We start from the raw sequence: 16111 nt of genomic DNA on the forward strand, positions 1-16111 counted from the left end.
GGCAACGTCTACGGCGCCCCTACGATGGCCCGACCGATCGACCAGCCCCGTCGTTCACCGCGCCGACGCGCTGGGGGCGAAGGCCCGCAGTCACCACCGCCGCCGCCTCCCCCACCCCCGCCACCGCCACCCCCCGGGAAGCCGAAGGGACGGCGCTGACCGGCACACACACCCGCACGGCGCCGCCGCGCACGCGGGACCCCGCCGACGCCCCGGCGCCCAGCCCCCCTCCCGCCGTCCGCCCGTCTCCCGCCCGTAAAGATCTCGCCACCCGCTCGACACCGAGTGTTCCGTGTCCGTCAGACGGACCGCGGGAGCGGAAGGCACTGGGTGCCGGATACGGTGGAGGCACCATGAGCGCTGAGCAGACCTCGTTCTCCGACGTCCCCACCCTTCTCGTCAAGATCTTCGGGAAGGACAGGCCGGGCATCACGGCCGGCCTCTTCGACACCCTCGCCGCCTACTCCGTCGACGTGGTCGACATCGAGCAGGTCGTCACGCGTGGCCGAATGGTGCTGTGCGCGCTTGTGACCGCGCCGCCCCGCACGCTTGAGGGCGATCTGCGGGCGACCGTCCACAGCTGGGCCGAGTCGATCAAGATGCAGGCGGAGATCATCTCCGGTCTCGGCGACAACCGGCCGCGAGGGCTGGGACGTTCCCTGGTCACCGTGCTCGGGCACCCGCTGACCGCGGAGGCCACCGCCGCGATCGCCGCCAAGATCGCCAAGGCGGGCGGCAACATCGACCGTATCTTCCGGCTGGCCAAGTACCCGGTGACCGCCGTCGAGTTCGCGGTGTCCGGCGTGGAGACCGAGCCGCTGCGCACCGCCCTGGTGACGGACGCCGGCAAGCTCGGCGTGGACGTGGCCGTCGTGGCCGCCGGTCTGCACCGCAGGGCCCAGCGGCTCGTCGTCATGGACGTGGACTCCACGCTCATCCAGGACGAGGTGATCGAGCTCTTCGCGGCGCACGCCGGATGCGAGGACGAGGTCGCCGAGGTGACCGCGGCCGCGATGCGCGGCGAGCTGGACTTCGAGCAGTCGCTGCACGCGCGCGTGGCGCTGCTGGAGGGACTGGACGCCTCGGTCGTCGACAAGGTGCGTTCCGAGGTGCGGCTGACGCCGGGCGCGCGGACCCTGATCCGTACGCTGAAGCGGCTCGGCTTCCAAGTGGGTGTCGTCTCGGGCGGCTTCACTCAGGTCACCGACGACCTCCAGGACCGGCTGGGGCTGGACTTCGCCCAGGCGAACACCCTGGAGATCGTCGACGGGAAGCTGACGGGCCGGGTCACCGGGGAGATCGTGGACCGCGCGGGCAAGGCGCGACTGCTGCGCCGGTTCGCCGCCGAGGCGGGGGTGCCGCTGTCCCAGACGGTGGCGATCGGCGACGGCGCCAATGACCTGGACATGCTCAACGCGGCCGGGCTCGGGGTCGCCTTCAACGCCAAGCCGGTGGTGCGGGAGGCCGCGCACACCGCGGTGAACGTGCCCTTCCTCGACACCGTGCTGTATCTGCTGGGCGTCACCCGCGAAGAGGTCGAGGCGGCGGACGCGCACGAGGAGGACTGACCTCCGACGACGGATCGGCAGGGGCCCGGCACCGTGGTGGTGCCGGGCCCCTGCCCTGTCTCGCGCGCGTGGAAAGGCGCCGCCGTCAGTCGGACGGCGCCCAGTAGTCGACAAGGGTGGCCGCGCCGGGCTCCAGGGCCTTCCAGGGGCCGCTGAACGACAGGATGGCGAAGGCGGCGGCCGGGAAGCCGCGGCCGCTCATCCGCTGGCGGGCGTCCCCCTCGGCGGCGCCCGCGAGGACGTCGACGAGGCCCTGCACCCCCGGGTTGTGGCCGATCAGGACGGCGTTCCGCACGTCGTCCGGGGTCTCGTTCAGCACGGCGATCAGCTCACCGGGAGAGGCCTCGTAGATCCGCTCCTCGTAGACCGTTTTCGGCCGGTGCGGGAACTCCTGCACGGCGAGTTTCCAGGTCTCACGGGTCCTGGTCGCGGTGGAGCAGAGGGCCAGGTCGAGGGGGATGCCGGAGTCGACCAGCCGTAGCCCGGCTTCCGCTGCATCTTTTCGGCCCCGGTCGGCGAGCGGCCGCTCGTGGTCGGTCACCTCCGGCCAGTCGGCTTTCGCATGCCGGAAAAGGACAATCCTGCGGGGATCTGCGACGCTCATGGGATCCAGCTTCGCATGAAACAGGCCACGCGGCGCAGGGAGTTGACGGGCGGCTTTGCGGGTGCTCAGCGGGCTATGAGCTGCTGTACGCGCTCCAGGAACTGGGTGACGAGGGGGTCGCCGGAGGCCGCGTGCGCGTCGGCGGGATTCAGGATGAGGGCCAGGAGCACCACGAAGGCGAGCGTCGGCAGCGCGAGGGCCCACCAGGGCAGCCGGATGTCGACGCCGCCCCGGGACGCCGGGTGGGGCGGGGTCTGCGTAGGGGCCGACATGAGTGCCTCCGCGGGTCTTCGAGTCCCGTGATCCGCTTCTCGCGGTCACACCTCGAAGTTACGGAACCGGCGGCCCTCAACCCATCCGGTGATCCACCCAGTTGACCCTGACACTCACCCCCTAGGGGATGTGGGGCTAACCCCACCATCGGCTCGGGGAACGGGTGAGCGGAATCAGGGCGAGGCGATCGTCGCGATGATCGCGATGATGACGAAGATGGCGAAGAACGAGCCGAAGACCAGCAGCATCTTCTTCTGGCCGTTCTGAGGATTCGGGTCGAGCACTGGCATACGGCAAGTCTCGCACCCCGGTCTCTTACCAAGGTTGCCAGGGTGGCCTCAGCGGGCCGCCTCCTCCTCCACCGTGCGGTCCCGGCCAGCGAGGACCCCGACCGCCATCTGCGGGATCATCAGGCCGATCATGAGGGCGATGGGCAGGCCCCAGCCGCCGCTGTGCTGGTAGAGCACGCCCACCAGGAGCGGTCCCGGGATGGAGATCAGATAGCCGGTGCTCTGGGCGAAAGCGGACAGCTGGGCGACGCCCGCGCCGGTCCTGGCACGCATCCCGACCATGGTGAGAGCCAGTGGGAAGGCGCAGTTGGAGACACCGAGCAGAACGGCCCAGGCCCATGCTCCGGCGGCGGGGGCGAGGTAGAGGCCCGCGTATCCGGCGAGACCGCAGACGCCGAGCGCGATCACGATCGGGCCCTGGTGCGGCAGCCGGGTGGCCACGCGCGGGATGACGAAGGCGAGCGGGACGCCCATCACCATCGTGACGGCCAGCAGCAGCCCGGCTGTGCCCGCGGACACGCCCGCGTCCCGGAAGATCTGCGCCATCCAGCCCATGGTGATGTAGGCGGCGGTGGCCTGGAGCCCGAAGAAGACGGCGAGCGCCCAGGCGGTCCGACTCCGGGTGATCCGCAGCACGGGCGCCTCCACGCGCGTGTGCACGGGCCGGACGGGCCCGGCGCCCTCCACACGCGTGGGCACGCTCCGGACCGCCTTCGACTCCGCAGAGGCCGGCCCCCGGTCCCGTACGAGCGGAATCCATGGCAGTACGGCCGCCGCGGCCAGGCCCGCCCACACCGCGAGCCCGGACTGCCAGCTGCCGCCCAGCGCCTCGGTCACCGGTACGGTCACGGCGGCCGCCGCCGAGGTGCCGAGGGCCAGGGCCATCGAGTACAGGCCGGTCATGGAGCCCACCCGGTCCGGGAACCAGCGCTTGACGATGACCGGCATCAGGACGTTGCTGACGGCGATGCCCATGAGGGCGAGCGCGCTGGCGGCCAGGAAGCCCGCCGTGGAGCCCGTGTACGGCCGTATGAGCAGGCCCGTCGTGATGGCGACCATGCCGGCGCACACCACCGCGCCCGTGCCGAAGCGGCGGGCCAGACGGGGGGCCATGACGCCGAAGACGGCGAAGCACAGCGGGGGCACCGAGGTGAGCAGGCCCGCCACGCTGCCGCTCATGCCGAGTCCGTCGCGCACCTCTTCGAGGAGGGCACCGAGGCTGGTGATGGCGGGGCGGAGGTTGAGGGCGGACAGCACGATGCCGACGACGACCAGGCGCACCGCCCACGCGCGCGGGGCGGGCGCCAGGGGCCCCTCTCCAGACGGGGTGCGTGCGGGCGTGGACTTCACTGTCCGGGTTTCCTCGCTAGCCATGACGCCCATCATAGAATCATAGGATGATTGGTTGTCCATCCCCGGGTCGTCCGATGCCGTCCCGCCCGTGCGAAGGTGTGCCATGCCCCTGAGCCATCCCCGCCGCTCGGCGCTGTCCGAGCAGGTCATCGCCGCGCTGCGCAACCAGATCACCTCGGGCGAGTGGCCGGTCGGCTCCCGCATCCCGACGGAGCCCGAGCTGGTCGAGCAGCTCGGGGTCGCCCGCAACACCGTCCGCGAGGCCGTCCGCGCGCTCGCGCACAACGGTCTGCTGGACATCCGCCAGGGCTCGGGGACATACGTAGCGGCGACCAGTGAACTGGCGGGCGTGATGCACCGCAGGTTCGCCGACGCGGACCCGCGCCACGTCGCCGAGCTGCGCTCCACCCTGGAGTCGTCCGCGGCCCGGCTGGCCGCCGAGCGGCGCACCGAGAAGGACCTCAAGCAGCTCGACGTGCTCCTGGTGCGCCGCGAGGAGGCCTGGGCGTCGGGCGACGCGGAGGCCTTCGTGACGGCGGACGCCACCTTCCACCTGGCCGTGGTGGCCGCCTCGCACAACGACGTGATGACCGAGATGTACGCGGACCTCGGCGAGGTGCTGCGGGACTGGCTGCGCGAGGACGTCGGCGAGAAGCTGACGCCGGAGACGTACATGGACCACACCCGGCTCGTCGACGCGATCCGCGCGGGCGACGCGGCGGCGGCCGCCGAGGAGGCGGCCGGCTACCCCTTCGTGTGCCGTCCGGGACGGTTCAGCGCGCCAGCTTCCGGTGGCTGACCCACACCGAGCGGACCTCTTTCCAGCACCGGCCGGTCAGCCGTACGGTCTGCGCGGGTCCGGCCTCGACCTCGGCGCTGTCGGTGTCGAGGTCCCACCAGCGGTCGCACTCGATGTGCAGGCGGACGCCGTCGGTGCGGGGATAGGGGTTGTGGCAGTAGGTGGTCACCCGGGAGCCGGTGACCTTGCTGCGGCAGGAGGCGCCGAACAGCTCCGACGCGGCGGCTCCGGGCTCCTGCACGCGGGTGTCCGACATCGCTTCGTACGACAGGGACATCACGAGACAGACGGCTGCGGTCACTGAGGCCAGACTGCGGGACAGGCGCACAAGGGGACCTCCTCGGCCGTACTGGGGAGGGAATCGCTGGTGAACGCGTAATCCAGGGTGCCCAGTTGCCGGCCGTGCGCGCCCGGCCTGGTAGGCCGAACGGGGGACGCCCCGCTCCCTGGGGGAACGGGGCGCCGAGGAGGTGCGGGAGCTCAGGCTCCGATGGCGTGCAGTCCGCCGTCCACGTGGATGATCTCGCCCGTGGTCTTCGGGAACCAGTCGCTCAGCAGGGCGACGATGCCCTTGCCGGCCGGCTCCGGGTCCTTGAGGTCCCACTCCAGCGGGGAGCGGTTGTCCCACACGGCGGCCAGGTCGCTGAAGCCCGGGATGGACTTGGCGGCCATGGAGGCGAGCGGGCCCGCGGAGATGAGGTTGCAGCGGATGTTCTGCTTGCCCAGGTCACGGGCGACGTAGCGGCTGGTGGCCTCCAGGGCGGCCTTGGCCGGGCCCATCCAGTCGTACTGCGGCCAGGCGTACTGCGCGTCGAAGGTGAGGCCGACGACCGAGCCGCCGTTCTGCATCAGCGGCAGGCAGGCCATGGTCAGCGACTTCAGGGAGTACGCCGAGACGTGCATGGCGGTGGCCACGGACTCGAACGGGGTGTTCAGGAAGTTGCCGCCGAGCGCGTCCTGCGGCGCGAAGCCGATGGAGTGCACGACGCCGTCGAGGCCGCCGAGCTCCTCGCCGACGATGTCGGCCAGGCGGCCCATGTGTTCGTCGTTGGTGACGTCGAGTTCGATGACCTTGGTGGGCTTGGGGAGCTTCTTGGCGATGCGCTCGGTCAGCGTGGGCCGCGGGAACGCGGTCAGGATGATCTCCGCGCCCTGCTCCTGGGCCAGCTTCGCGGCGTGGAACGCGATGGAGGACTCCATCAGCACACCGGTGATCAGGACGCGCTTGCCCTCGAGAATTCCGCTCATGGTGTTCAGTGACCCATTCCCAGTCCGCCGTCAACGGGGATGACGGCTCCAGTGATGTACGAGGCGTCGTCCGAGGCGAGGAACCGCACCGTCGCGGCGACCTCCTCGGGCTGCGCGTAACGACCGAGCGGCACCTGCTTCACGATGACCTCACGCTGCTCGTCGGTGAGCGCCTTGGTCATGTCGGTGTCGACGAAGCCGGGCGCGACGACGTTGAAGGTGATGTTGCGCGAGCCCAGCTCACGGGCGAGCGAGCGGGCGAAGCCGACCAGGGCGGCCTTGGAGGCGGCGTAGTTGGCCTGGCCGGGGCCACCGTAGAGGCCGACGACCGAGGAGATCAGGACGACCCGGCCCCTCTTGGCGCGCAGCATGCCGCGGTTGGCGCGCTTGACCACGCGGAAGGTGCCGGTGAGGTTGGTGTCGACGACCGAGGTGAAGTCCTCCTCGGACATCCGCATCAGCAGCTGGTCCTTGGTGATGCCGGCGTTGGCGATCAGCACCTCGACCGGGCCGTGCTCGGCCTCGATCTCCTTGTAGGCCTGCTCCACCTGCTCGGTGTCGGTGATGTCGCACTTCACGGCCAGGAAGCCGGCCGGCGGCTCACCCGAGCGGTATGTGATGGCGACCTTGTCGCCGGCATCGGCGAATGCGCGGGCGATGGCGAGGCCGATGCCCCGGTTGCCTCCGGTGACGAGAACCGAGCGGCTCAACGGATCACCCTTTCCATAGGGGTCTGACACACCCGCCCGAACACCCTGGATGACAGGCGGCTTCACCGAAAACCTATCGGGCCGGTCCCGCCGGAGGACATTCGGGCACCGACAGTGGCTTACGGGACTCGCTGTCGGGTCCCTACAGAAAGTTGCCGACAGCGGTCACAAACGTGTGGTCCGCGCACCCGTCGCCGCGACATGATCGGAGCAGCCGTCGCCCGCCCTCATGCCGGACGCTCACCCGACAGGACAGGAAGAGACCCAGGTGCCTCATACCATCGACGAAGCCTTCACAGCGCTTCCCCTACGTGCCCTCGCCGACGCCGCGCTGGCACGCGCGCGTGCGCTCGGCGCCGAGCACGCGGACTTCCGGTTCGAACGGGTGCGCAGCGCGTCCTGGCGGGTCCGGGACGCCAAGCCGTCCGGGTCCTCGGACACCACCGACCTCGGGTACGCGGTGCGGGTCGTGCACGGCGGGACCTGGGGCTTCGCGTCGGGCGTGGACCTGACGCTGGACGCCGCCGCCAAGGTCGCCTCGCAGGCCGTGGCCATGGCGAAGCTGTCCGCACAGGTGATCCGCGCGGCCGGGTCCGACATGGGGGCGCCTCCCACGCCTTTCGGGCAGTGGGGGAGGGTGGAGCTCGCCGACGAGCCCGTGCATGCCGACAGGACGTGGGTCTCGTCGTACGAGATCGATCCGTTCACCGTGCCGGACGAGGAGAAGGCGGCGCTGCTCGCGGACTGGAGCGCGCGGCTGCTGGCGGCGAACGGGGTCAACCACGTCGACGCCTCGCTGCTCACCGTGCACGAGAACAAGTTCTACGCCGACACCGCGGGCACGGTGACCACGCAGCAGCGGGTCCGGCTGCACCCGCAGCTGACGGCGGTGTCGGTCGACGAGTCCAGCGGGGAGTTCGACTCCATGCGGACCATCGCGCCGCCGGTCGGACGCGGCTGGGAGTACCTCACGGGCACGGGCTGGGACTGGGAGAGCGAGCTGGAGCAGATCCCGGAGCTGCTCGCCGAGAAGATGCGGGCGCCCAGCGTCGAGTCGGGCCTGTACGACCTCGTCGTCGACCCGTCCAACCTGTGGCTGACCATCCACGAGTCCATCGGCCACGCCACCGAGCTGGACCGCGCGCTCGGCTACGAGGCCGCCTACGCCGGCACCTCCTTCGCCACCTTCGACCAGCTCGGCAAGCTGCGCTACGGCTCCGAGCTGATGAACGTCACCGGCGACCGCACCGCCGAGCACGGCCTCGCGACCATCGGCTACGACGACGAGGGCGTCGCGGGCCAGTCCTGGGACCTGGTGAAGGACGGCACCCTCGTCGGCTACCAGCTGGACCGGCGGATCGCGAAGCTGACCGGCTTCGAGCGGTCCAACGGGTGCGCCTACGCCGACTCCCCCGGGCACGTCCCGGTGCAGCGCATGGCCAACGTGTCACTCCAGCCGGACCCGGCGGGCCTGTCGACGGAGGATCTCATCGGCAGCGTGGACCGCGGGATCTACGTCGTCGGGGACCGGTCGTGGTCGATCGACATGCAGCGCTACAACTTCCAGTTCACCGGCCAGCGGTTCTTCAGGATCGAGAACGGGCGGATCACCGGGCAGCTGCGGGACGTCGCCTACCAGGCGACCACCACCGACTTCTGGGGCTCGATGGCCGCGGTGGGCGGCCCGCAGACCTATGTCCTCGGCGGCGCCTTCAACTGCGGCAAGGCCCAGCCGGGGCAGGTCGCGGCGGTGTCGCACGGCTGCCCGTCGGCCCTCTTCAAGGGCGTCAACATTCTGAACACCACGCAGGAGGCCGGTCGATGAGCGCCCGCACCACCAAGCCGCACGAGATCGTCGAGCGGGCCCTCGCGCTGTCGCGGGCGGACGGCTGTGTCGTGATCGCCGACGAGCAGTCGACCGCCAATCTGCGCTGGGCGGGCAACGCGCTCACCACGAACGGTGTCACGCGCGGGCGCACGCTCACGGTCGTCGCGACCGTCGACGGCAAGGAGGGCACCGCCTCCGGAGTGGTCTCCCGGTCCGCGGTGACCGCGGACGAACTGGAGCCGCTGGTGCGGGCCGCCGAGGCCGCAGCCCGCGGTGCCGGGCCCGCCGAGGACGCCCAGCCGCTGGTCACCGGCGTACCGGAGTCCCCGGACTTCACGGACGCGCCCGCCGAGACCTCCTCGGTGGTCTTCGCCGACTTCGCGCCGGCGCTCGGCGAGTCCTTCGCACGCGCGCGTGCGGGCGGCCGCGAGCTGTACGGCTTCGCCAACCACGAGCTCGTGTCGACGTACCTGGGCACGTCCACGGGGCTGCGGCTGCGCCACGACCAGCCGAACGGCACGCTGGAACTCAACGCCAAGTCGCCGGACCGTACCCGTTCGGCCTGGGCCGGTCGCTCCACTCGGGACTTCAAGGACGTCGACCCGGCGGCGCTGGACGCGGAGCTCGCCGTGCGCCTGGGGTGGGCCGAGCGACGCGTTCCGCTGCCCGCGGGGCGGTACGAGACGCTGCTGCCGCCGACCGCCGTCGCCGATCTGCTGATCTACCAGCAGTGGTCGGCGTCCGGGCGGGACGCGGTCGAGGGGCGGACGGTGTTCTCCAAGCCGGGCGGCGGCACCCGGGTCGGCGAGAAGCTGACCGAACTGCCGCTGACCATGCGCAGCGACCCGAACGAGCCCGGTCTGGAGTCGGCGCCTTTCGTGGTCGCGCACTCCTCCGGGGGCGACCAGTCGGTGTTCGACAACGGTCTGCCGGTCGCGGCCACCGACTGGATCCGAGCGGGCGAGCTGGCGCACCTGGTGACCACGCGGCACGGCGCCGGCCTGACCGGACTCCCCGTCGCCCCGGCGGCCGGCAACCTCGTCCTCGACGGCGGCTCGGACCTCTCCCTGGAGGAGATGGTCGCGAACACCACGCGAGGGCTGCTGCTGACCTGCCTCTGGTACATCCGCGAGGTCGACCCGGCCACGCTGCTGCTGACCGGGCTGACCCGGGACGGCGTGTACCTCGTCGAGAACGGCGAGGTGACCGGCGAGGTCAACAATTTCCGGTTCAACGAGTCGCCGGTCGGCCTGCTGGGGCGGGCGACGGAGGCGGGGCGGACGGAGAAGACGCTGCCGAGGGAGTGGGGCGACTACTTCACCAGGGCCGCGATGCCCGCGCTGCGGGTGCCGGATTTCAATATGAGTTCTGTCAGTCAGGGCGTATAACCTCGTAGCCGGTAGTCACTCGACTGCCCAAGGGCCTTTCTAGGAGATACGAGAACCGTGACGGACATCGTCGACGAGCTGAAGTGGCGGGGGCTGTGGGCCCTGTCCACTGACGAGGACGCTTTGCGCAAGGCGCTCGCGGACGGTCCCGTCACGTTCTATTGCGGTTTCGACCCGACCGCGGCCAGCCTGCACGTCGGTCACCTGGTGCAGGTCCTCACCATGCGCCGGCTCCAGCAGGCGGGCCTGCGCCCGCTGGCACTGGTGGGCGGGGCGACCGGCCAGATCGGCGACCCGCGCCCCACGGCCGAGCGCACGCTGAACGACCCGGAGACGGTCGCGAACTGGGTGAACCGGCTGCGCGGGCAGATCGAGCCGTTCCTGTCCTTCGAGGGCGAGAACGGCGCGGTCATGGTGAACAACCTGGACTGGACGGCCGGGATGTCGGCCATCGAGTTCCTGCGGGACATCGGCAAGCACTTCCGCGTCAACAAGATGCTCACCAAGGACTCGGTCGCGCGCCGGCTGGAGTCCCAGGAGGGCATCAGCTACACGGAGTTCAGCTACCAGCTGCTCCAGGGCATGGACTTCCTGGAGCTGTACCGGCGGTACGGCTGCACGCTCCAGCAGGGCGGCAGCGACCAGTGGGGCAACCTCACGGCGGGACTCGACCTGATCCACCGGCTGGAGCCCGACGCCTCGGTGCACTGTCTGGCGACGCCGCTGATGGTCAAGGCGGACGGCACCAAGTTCGGCAAGACCGAGGGCGGCGCCGTCTGGCTCGACCCGGAGATGACGACGCCGTACGCGTTCTACCAGTTCTGGCTGAACGTGGACGACCGGGACATCTCGACGTACATGCGCATCCTGTCCTTCCGGTCCCGCGAGGAGCTGGAGGCGCTGGAGAAGCAGACCGAGGAGCGTCCGCAGGCCCGGGCCGCGCAGCGGGCGCTGGCGGAGGAACTGACGACGCTGGTGCACGGCGCCGACCAGACGGAAGCCGTGATCGCCGCGAGCCGTGCCCTCTTCGGGCAGGGTGAGCTGGCGGGTCTCGACGAGCGGACGCTCACCGCGGCGCTCTCGGAGGTGCCGCACATCCAGGTCGCCGAGCTCGGTGCCGTGGTGGATCTGTTCGCCGAGGTCGGGCTCGTGGCCAGCAAGTCGGCCGCGCGGCGGACGGTGAAGGAGGGCGGGGCCTACGTGAACAACGTCAAGGTCGCGGCCGAGGACGCCGTTCCCGCCAAGGAGGACCTGCTGCACGGTCGCTGGCTGGTGCTGCGCCGGGGCAAGAAGAACCTGGCCGCGGTCGAGGTCACGTCCGCGTAGGACCGGGCACCGGGCAACCCGGCACCGGGCACAGCGGAAGGGGCGTCTCTCCGGTGGAGGGCGCCCCTTCGTCGTACACGGCTGTCAGGTCCGTTGTTTCCTCTTGCCCAGCGTCGCCATGTAGAGCATGTCGCCGACGGCGACGATGATGATCGCGGCGATGAGCTGGAAGGCGTGGCGGCTCCAGTCGATGCCGGCGGTCTCCTCCACGCCGAACCCGCGGGCCATGGCGTTGCCGGCGATGGCGCCGAGCATGCCGAAGATGGTGGTCAGCCAGAGGGGACTGTGCTGCTTGCCGGGGATGATCGCCTTCGCGATCAGGCCCAGCACGAATCCCACGATGATCGCCCACAACCAGCCCATGGCTGCCTCCTCGTACGGCTCTACGCGCGGCTCTACGTGAGCATTACGGCCAGTGTCGGTCCGCTCGCTCTACGCCGCATGTCGGGTACGGCCGTACGTGCCGTGGGCGAGCCCGTTGGTCCGGGCGGGAGGTGCCCCGGTCTCGTAGGCTGCGCAGGCGCGGCGTACCGTGGAAGCTGTCCGGGTCCGATACCTCCACCGGGTACGGAGCGGACGCGGAGCCGGGAGCAGTCCGAAGCGGGCGGATGGTGGAATGTGATGCGGAAGCAGCATGGCGGCGGCAGCGCCCAGGTGTTCCGGATCACCGGAGCCCGGACGAGCCTTCAGGAGGACGTGCGCGGACGTCAGCGCCGGTACGTCATCTCGATGACGGTCCGTACGATTTCCGTGGTGCTCGCGGCCACGCTCTGGAACGTCGAACGGCACGTCGCGATCGTGGCACTGGTACTGGGGGCGGTTCTGCCCTATATCGCCGTCGTCGTCGCCAACGCGGGGCGGGAGAACGCGCCCTCGCTGCCGTCGACCTTCGTGACGGCTCCGACCCGGCCGATGATCACGCCGCCGGGGGTCGACGACGACTTCGCGGAATCAGTGCCGGAAGGCGGGGCGGGCGGCGCGGCGACGGGTGCCCGGGGCGAACCGCGCGAGCGGACGTGACGGGTCTTCCGGTCACCAAGCTCAAGAAAAGCTCAGATCAATCATGTTGTTCCGGTGCCGGGCCAAGGGTTACCCGTGACATACTTCGTACGCGCTCCGCATCCCCCGTCGGAGCGACAGACCGACGCCGGGCAGCTCCCCCCGTGGCTGCTCGGCGTCGCCTTTTCCACCCCGCTTGTGAGACGAAATCCGTGAGTGACGAGACCCCGATCTGCTCCGCGAAGGGCTGCCGTGCCGGCGCCGCGTGGGTGCTCGCGTGGAACAACCCGAAGATTCACACGCCGGAGCGGCGGAAGACCTGGCTGGCCTGTGAGGAGCACCGCGAGCATCTGTCGCAGTTCCTCGGGGTGCGGGGCTTCCTCAAGGACGTCGTGAAGTTCGAGGACTGGCAGGCTCCCGAAGGGGCCTAGCCGCCGATCGCGGACATCGGCCGGTCCGGCTGGACGAACGTCGGGTCGTCCAGGCCCGCGCCGGCCTTCTTGCCCCACATCGCCTCGCGCCAGATGCGGGCGATCTCCTCGTCGCCGGCGTCGGAGCGCAGGGCCGCGCGGAGGTCCGTCTCCTCGCGGGCGAACAGGCAGGTGCGTATCTGGCCGTCGGCGGTGAGGCGGGTGCGGTCGCAGGCCGCGCAGAACGGGCGGGTGACCGAGGCGATGACGCCGACCACATGCGGGCCGCCGTCGACGATCCAGCGCTCCGCGGGGGCCGATCCGCGCTTCTCCGCACCCTCCTCGGTGAGGTCGAAGCGGGTGCGCAGGGAGGTCAGGATGTCCCCGGCGGTGATCATGCCGTCGCGCTTCCAGCCGTGCTGGGCGTCCAGGGGCATCTGCTCGATGAAGCGCAGTTCGTAGTCGTGCTCCACCGCCCAGGCGAGGAGGTCGGGGGCCTCGTCGTCGTTGAGCCCCGGCATCAGGACGGAGTTCACCTTGACCGGCGTCAGACCGGCCTCGCGGGCGGCGTCCAGGCCCTCCAGGACGTCCTGGTGGCGGTCCCGGCGGGTGAGGGTCTTGAAGACGTCCGGGCGCAGGGTGTCCAGCGAGACGTTGACCCGGTCCAGGCCCGCCGCCTTCAGGGCCTTCGCGGTGCGCTTGAGGCCGATGCCGTTGGTGGTGAGGGACATCTGGGGGCGCGGGTCAAGGGCCGCGACGCGCTCGACGATGCCGACGAGACCGGGGCGCAGCAGGGGCTCACCGCCGGTGAAGCGGACCTCCTCGATGCCCAGCGAGGTGACGGCGATGTCGATCAGGCGGACGATCTCGTCGTCGGTGAGCAGATCCGGCTTGGCCAGCCACTGCAGACCCTCTTCCGGCATGCAGTACGTGCAGCGCAGATTGCAGCGGTCGGTCAGCGAGACCCTCAGGTCGGTGGCCTGCCGGCCATAGGTGTCGATGAGCACGTGGGCCCCCTCCCTTGTCGCGGATCAGTGCCGGGTCCATCGGTTTCCGTCCCTTGCGAGCCTACGTGACGTCACTGACAACGACAGTGCCCGATCCCACGACGTACGAAGCGGCCGCCTCGTAGGGATCTACGAGGCGGCCGCTTCAGGGGGCGTGTCAGTGGGCGCCGGTGCCGGTCAGCGACCGGACCTCCAGCTCCGCGTACTTCGCCTTGTCCGGCTCCTCCTTGGAGAGGTAGGTGCCGATGATGCCGAGCAGGAAGCCGACCGGGATCGAGATGATGCCCGGGTTCTCCAGCGGGAACCAGTGGAAGTCGACGTCCGGGAACATCGAGCTGGGCTTGCCGGAGACGACCGGCGAGAACAGCACCAGGCCGACCGCCGTGACGAGGCCGCCGTAGATCGACCACAGGGCGCCGGACGTGGTGAACCGCTTCCAGAAGAGGCTGTAGATGATCGTGGGCAGGTTCGCCGAGGCCGCGACCGCGAAGGCGAGCGCGACGAGACCGGCGACGTTGAGGTCGCGGGCGAGGGCGCCCAGCAGGATGGAGACGGCGCCGATGCCGACGGTCGCCCAGCGGGCGGCGCTCATCTCCTGCTTCTCGCTGGCCTGGCCCCGCTTGATGACGTTGGCGTAGATGTCGTGCGCGAAGGACGACGACGAGGCCAGGGTGAGGCCGGCGACGACCGCGAGGATGGTGGCGAAGGCGACCGCCGAGATGGTGGCCAGCAGGATCGCGCCCCAGTTGGAGTCGACGCCGCCCAGATGCAGGGCCAGCAGGGGCGCCGCCGTGTTGCCCGCCTTGTTGGAGGCGATGATCTCGTCCGGCTTGATGAGGGCCGCGGCGCCGAAGCCGAGGGCGAGGGTCATCAGGTAGAAGGCGCCGATGAGGCCGATGGCCCAGATGACCGACTTACGGGCGGCCTTGGCGGTGGGCACCGTGTAGAAGCGGATCAGGATGTGCGGCAGTCCGGCGGTGCCGAGCACCAGGGCGAGACCGAGCGAGATGAAGTCCAGCTTGGTGGTGCCCGTGGCGCCGTACTTCAGGCCCGGCTCCAGGAAGGCCGCGCCCTTGCCGCTGTTGTCGGCGGCGGAGCCGAGCAGGTCGGAGACGTTGAAGTCGAACTTCAGCAGCACCAGGAAGGTCAGCAGCAGGGCGCCCGCGATCAGCAGGACCGCCTTGACCATCTGGACCCAGGTGGTGCCCTTCATGCCGCCGATGGTCACGTACACGATCATCAGGACGCCGACCAGGGCGACCACGCCGATCTTGCCGGCGTCGCTGGTGATGCCGAGGAGCAGGGAGACCAGGACGCCCGCGCCCGCCATCTGGGCCAGCAGGTAGAAGATCGAGACGACGATGGTGGAGGTGCCGGCCGCCGTACGCACCGGGCGCTGGCGCATCCGGTAGGCGAGGACGTCGCCCATTGTGTAGCGGCCGGAGTTGCGCAGCGGTTCGGCGACCAGGAGCAGGGCGACGAGCCAGGCGACCAGGAAGCCGACGGAGTACAGGAAGCCGTCGTAGCCGAAGAGGGCGATGGCGCCCGCGATGCCGAGGAAGGACGCGGCGGACATGTAGTCGCCGGAGACGGCGAGGCCGTTCTGGAAGCCGGTGAACTGGCGTCCGCCGGCGTAGAAGTCGGCCGCGTCCTTGGTCTGGCGTCCGGCCCAGACGGTGATGACGAGGGTCGCGAGGACGAACACGGCGAACAGGCTGATGATCAGCGGCCGGTGCTCGCTGGCCTCGCCGGCCGCCAGGGTGATCGCGGGGCTCATGCGCCGCCCTCCATCCGGGACTTGATGGCCTCGGCCTTGGGGTCGAAGCGGGCGGCAGCGGTCCGCGCGTACCACCAGGCGATGAGGAACGTGGTGAGGAACTGGGCGAGGCCCAGGACGAGGGCCACGTTGATGTTGCCGACGACCTTGGTGCCCATGAAGTCGCCCGCGTAGTTCGACAGCAGGACGTACAGCAGGTACCAGGCGATGAAGCCGACGGTCAGCGGAAAGGCGAAGGAGCGGTAGGAGCGGCGCAGTTCACCGAACTCCGCGCTCTCCTGCACCTCGGTGAACTCCTCGGTGGTGGGGAGTTTGTGCGTCTCTTTCGAGGGTGGCGGTGCGTCGGTGGCCACGGACTCTCCTCGCGGTGCGGGTGCGGTTGTGACGGGGATCGGGGGCGAGTGTCCTCGCGTTCCCTGTTCAAGGTCACGGCGCCGCGCTGGCCCCGGTTCAACTGGCTTTGCTTCTTTCCGAACTCGCCTTGGGGAAGTCATTGCTGGCCAGCGACTTCGGGAGATAGCTTCGGCCTGC

General features: G+C 70.3%; 18 protein-coding genes. 7 read left to right on the top strand and 11 right to left on the bottom strand.

Annotated elements, in window-relative coordinates; translation table 11 throughout:
• Positions 1-353 precede the first annotated feature (353 nt).
• Positions 354-1568: a phosphoserine phosphatase SerB gene (gene serB / locus H293_RS0128985; RefSeq protein WP_020121324.1), complete on the top strand. Its 1215-nt coding sequence runs from the start codon at positions 354-356 to the stop codon at positions 1566-1568.
• 85 nt (positions 1569-1653) lie between these two features.
• Here serB and H293_RS0128990 read toward each other — a convergent pair whose 3' ends face one another.
• From H293_RS0128990 to H293_RS0129005, 4 genes are all read right to left on the bottom strand, one after another.
• A complete protein-coding gene (locus H293_RS0128990) occupies positions 1654-2172 on the bottom strand; it encodes a SixA phosphatase family protein (protein ID WP_028808284.1) in 519 nt (172 codons plus the stop codon).
• A gap of 65 nt (positions 2173-2237) precedes the next feature.
• Positions 2238-2444, bottom strand: coding sequence for a hypothetical protein (locus tag H293_RS0128995; protein ID WP_020121326.1), 207 nt, complete (start codon positions 2442-2444; stop codon positions 2238-2240).
• 174 nt (positions 2445-2618) lie between these two features.
• On the bottom strand, positions 2619-2735 hold the full coding sequence (locus H293_RS60310) for an SGM_5486 family transporter-associated protein (RefSeq protein WP_086023195.1): 117 nt from the start codon (positions 2733-2735) through the stop codon (positions 2619-2621).
• Between the two features lie 48 nt (positions 2736-2783).
• Positions 2784-4121 carry a CynX/NimT family MFS transporter gene (locus tag H293_RS0129005; protein ID WP_051138173.1) on the bottom strand — a complete coding sequence of 446 codons (1338 nt, stop codon included), beginning with the start codon at positions 4119-4121 and terminating at the stop codon, positions 2784-2786.
• 70 nt (positions 4122-4191) lie between these two features.
• Here H293_RS0129005 and H293_RS0129010 point away from each other — a divergent pair, with 70 nt between their 5' ends.
• A complete protein-coding gene (locus tag H293_RS0129010) occupies positions 4192-4887 on the top strand; it encodes a FadR/GntR family transcriptional regulator (RefSeq protein WP_020121329.1) in 696 nt (231 codons plus the stop codon).
• On the opposite strand, the gene H293_RS0129015 is transcribed toward H293_RS0129010, so the two are convergent.
• The 3 genes from H293_RS0129015 to fabG all read right to left on the bottom strand — a co-directional run bounded on the left by H293_RS0129015 (position 4862) and on the right by fabG (position 6845).
• Entirely contained in the window at positions 4862-5215 is a 354-nt protein-coding gene (locus H293_RS0129015) for a hypothetical protein (protein ID WP_020121330.1), read from the bottom strand. The two genes, H293_RS0129010 and H293_RS0129015, sit on opposite strands and share 26 nt — an antisense overlap.
• A gap of 152 nt (positions 5216-5367) precedes the next feature.
• Positions 5368-6135, bottom strand: coding sequence for an enoyl-ACP reductase FabI (fabI, locus tag H293_RS0129020; RefSeq protein ID WP_020121331.1), 768 nt, complete (start codon positions 6133-6135; stop codon positions 5368-5370).
• A 5-nt stretch (positions 6136-6140) separates the two neighbouring features.
• Positions 6141-6845, bottom strand: coding sequence for a 3-oxoacyl-[acyl-carrier-protein] reductase (gene fabG, locus H293_RS0129025; RefSeq protein WP_020121332.1), 705 nt, complete (start codon positions 6843-6845; stop codon positions 6141-6143).
• 229 nt (positions 6846-7074) lie between these two features.
• On the opposite strand from fabG, the gene H293_RS0129030 reads away from it, so the two are divergent.
• The 3 genes from H293_RS0129030 to tyrS are packed head-to-tail and all read left to right on the top strand — an operon-like array spanning position 7075 to position 11387.
• Positions 7075-8670 carry a TldD/PmbA family protein gene (locus H293_RS0129030; RefSeq protein ID WP_397895445.1) on the top strand — a complete coding sequence of 532 codons (1596 nt, stop codon included), beginning with the start codon at positions 7075-7077 and terminating at the stop codon, positions 8668-8670.
• Positions 8667-10061, top strand: coding sequence for a metallopeptidase TldD-related protein (locus tag H293_RS0129035; RefSeq protein ID WP_020121334.1), 1395 nt, complete (start codon positions 8667-8669; stop codon positions 10059-10061). Before H293_RS0129030 ends, H293_RS0129035 begins: the two co-directional genes overlap by 4 nt.
• A 57-nt stretch (positions 10062-10118) precedes the next feature.
• Positions 10119-11387, top strand: a complete 1269-nt coding sequence (gene tyrS / locus H293_RS0129040) for a tyrosine--tRNA ligase (protein WP_020121335.1) — start codon at positions 10119-10121, stop codon at positions 11385-11387.
• 84 nt (positions 11388-11471) lie between these two features.
• Here tyrS and H293_RS0129045 read toward each other — a convergent pair whose 3' ends face one another.
• Positions 11472-11750, bottom strand: coding sequence for a GlsB/YeaQ/YmgE family stress response membrane protein (locus tag H293_RS0129045; RefSeq protein WP_020121336.1), 279 nt, complete (start codon positions 11748-11750; stop codon positions 11472-11474).
• Between the two features lie 258 nt (positions 11751-12008).
• Between H293_RS0129045 and H293_RS0129050 the strand changes: the two genes are divergently transcribed.
• Positions 12009-12407 carry a DUF3099 domain-containing protein gene (locus tag H293_RS0129050; RefSeq protein WP_020121337.1) on the top strand — a complete coding sequence of 133 codons (399 nt, stop codon included), beginning with the start codon at positions 12009-12011 and terminating at the stop codon, positions 12405-12407.
• Between the two features lie 191 nt (positions 12408-12598).
• Positions 12599-12817, top strand: a complete 219-nt coding sequence (locus H293_RS0129055) for a hypothetical protein (RefSeq protein ID WP_020121338.1) — start codon at positions 12599-12601, stop codon at positions 12815-12817.
• On the opposite strand, the gene moaA is transcribed toward H293_RS0129055, so the two are convergent.
• The 3 genes from moaA to H293_RS0129070 form a co-directional block, all read right to left on the bottom strand.
• Entirely contained in the window at positions 12814-13803 is a 990-nt protein-coding gene (moaA, locus tag H293_RS0129060; RefSeq protein WP_020121339.1) for a GTP 3',8-cyclase MoaA, read from the bottom strand. The two genes, H293_RS0129055 and moaA, sit on opposite strands and share 4 nt — an antisense overlap.
• 157 nt (positions 13804-13960) lie before the next feature.
• Positions 13961-15580 (bottom strand): solute symporter family protein, encoded by a 1620-nt coding sequence (locus H293_RS0129065; protein WP_020121340.1) that lies wholly within the window; start codon positions 15578-15580, stop codon positions 13961-13963.
• On the bottom strand, positions 15577-15933 hold the full coding sequence (locus tag H293_RS0129070) for a DUF485 domain-containing protein (RefSeq protein ID WP_020121341.1): 357 nt from the start codon (positions 15931-15933) through the stop codon (positions 15577-15579). The genes H293_RS0129065 and H293_RS0129070 overlap by 4 nt, the downstream gene beginning before the upstream one ends.
• Positions 15934-16111 lie beyond the last annotated feature (178 nt).

The sequence above is a fragment of the Streptomyces canus 299MFChir4.1 genome (assembly GCF_000383615.1).
GTDB classification, from domain to species: domain Bacteria; phylum Actinomycetota; class Actinomycetes; order Streptomycetales; family Streptomycetaceae; genus Streptomyces; species Streptomyces canus_C.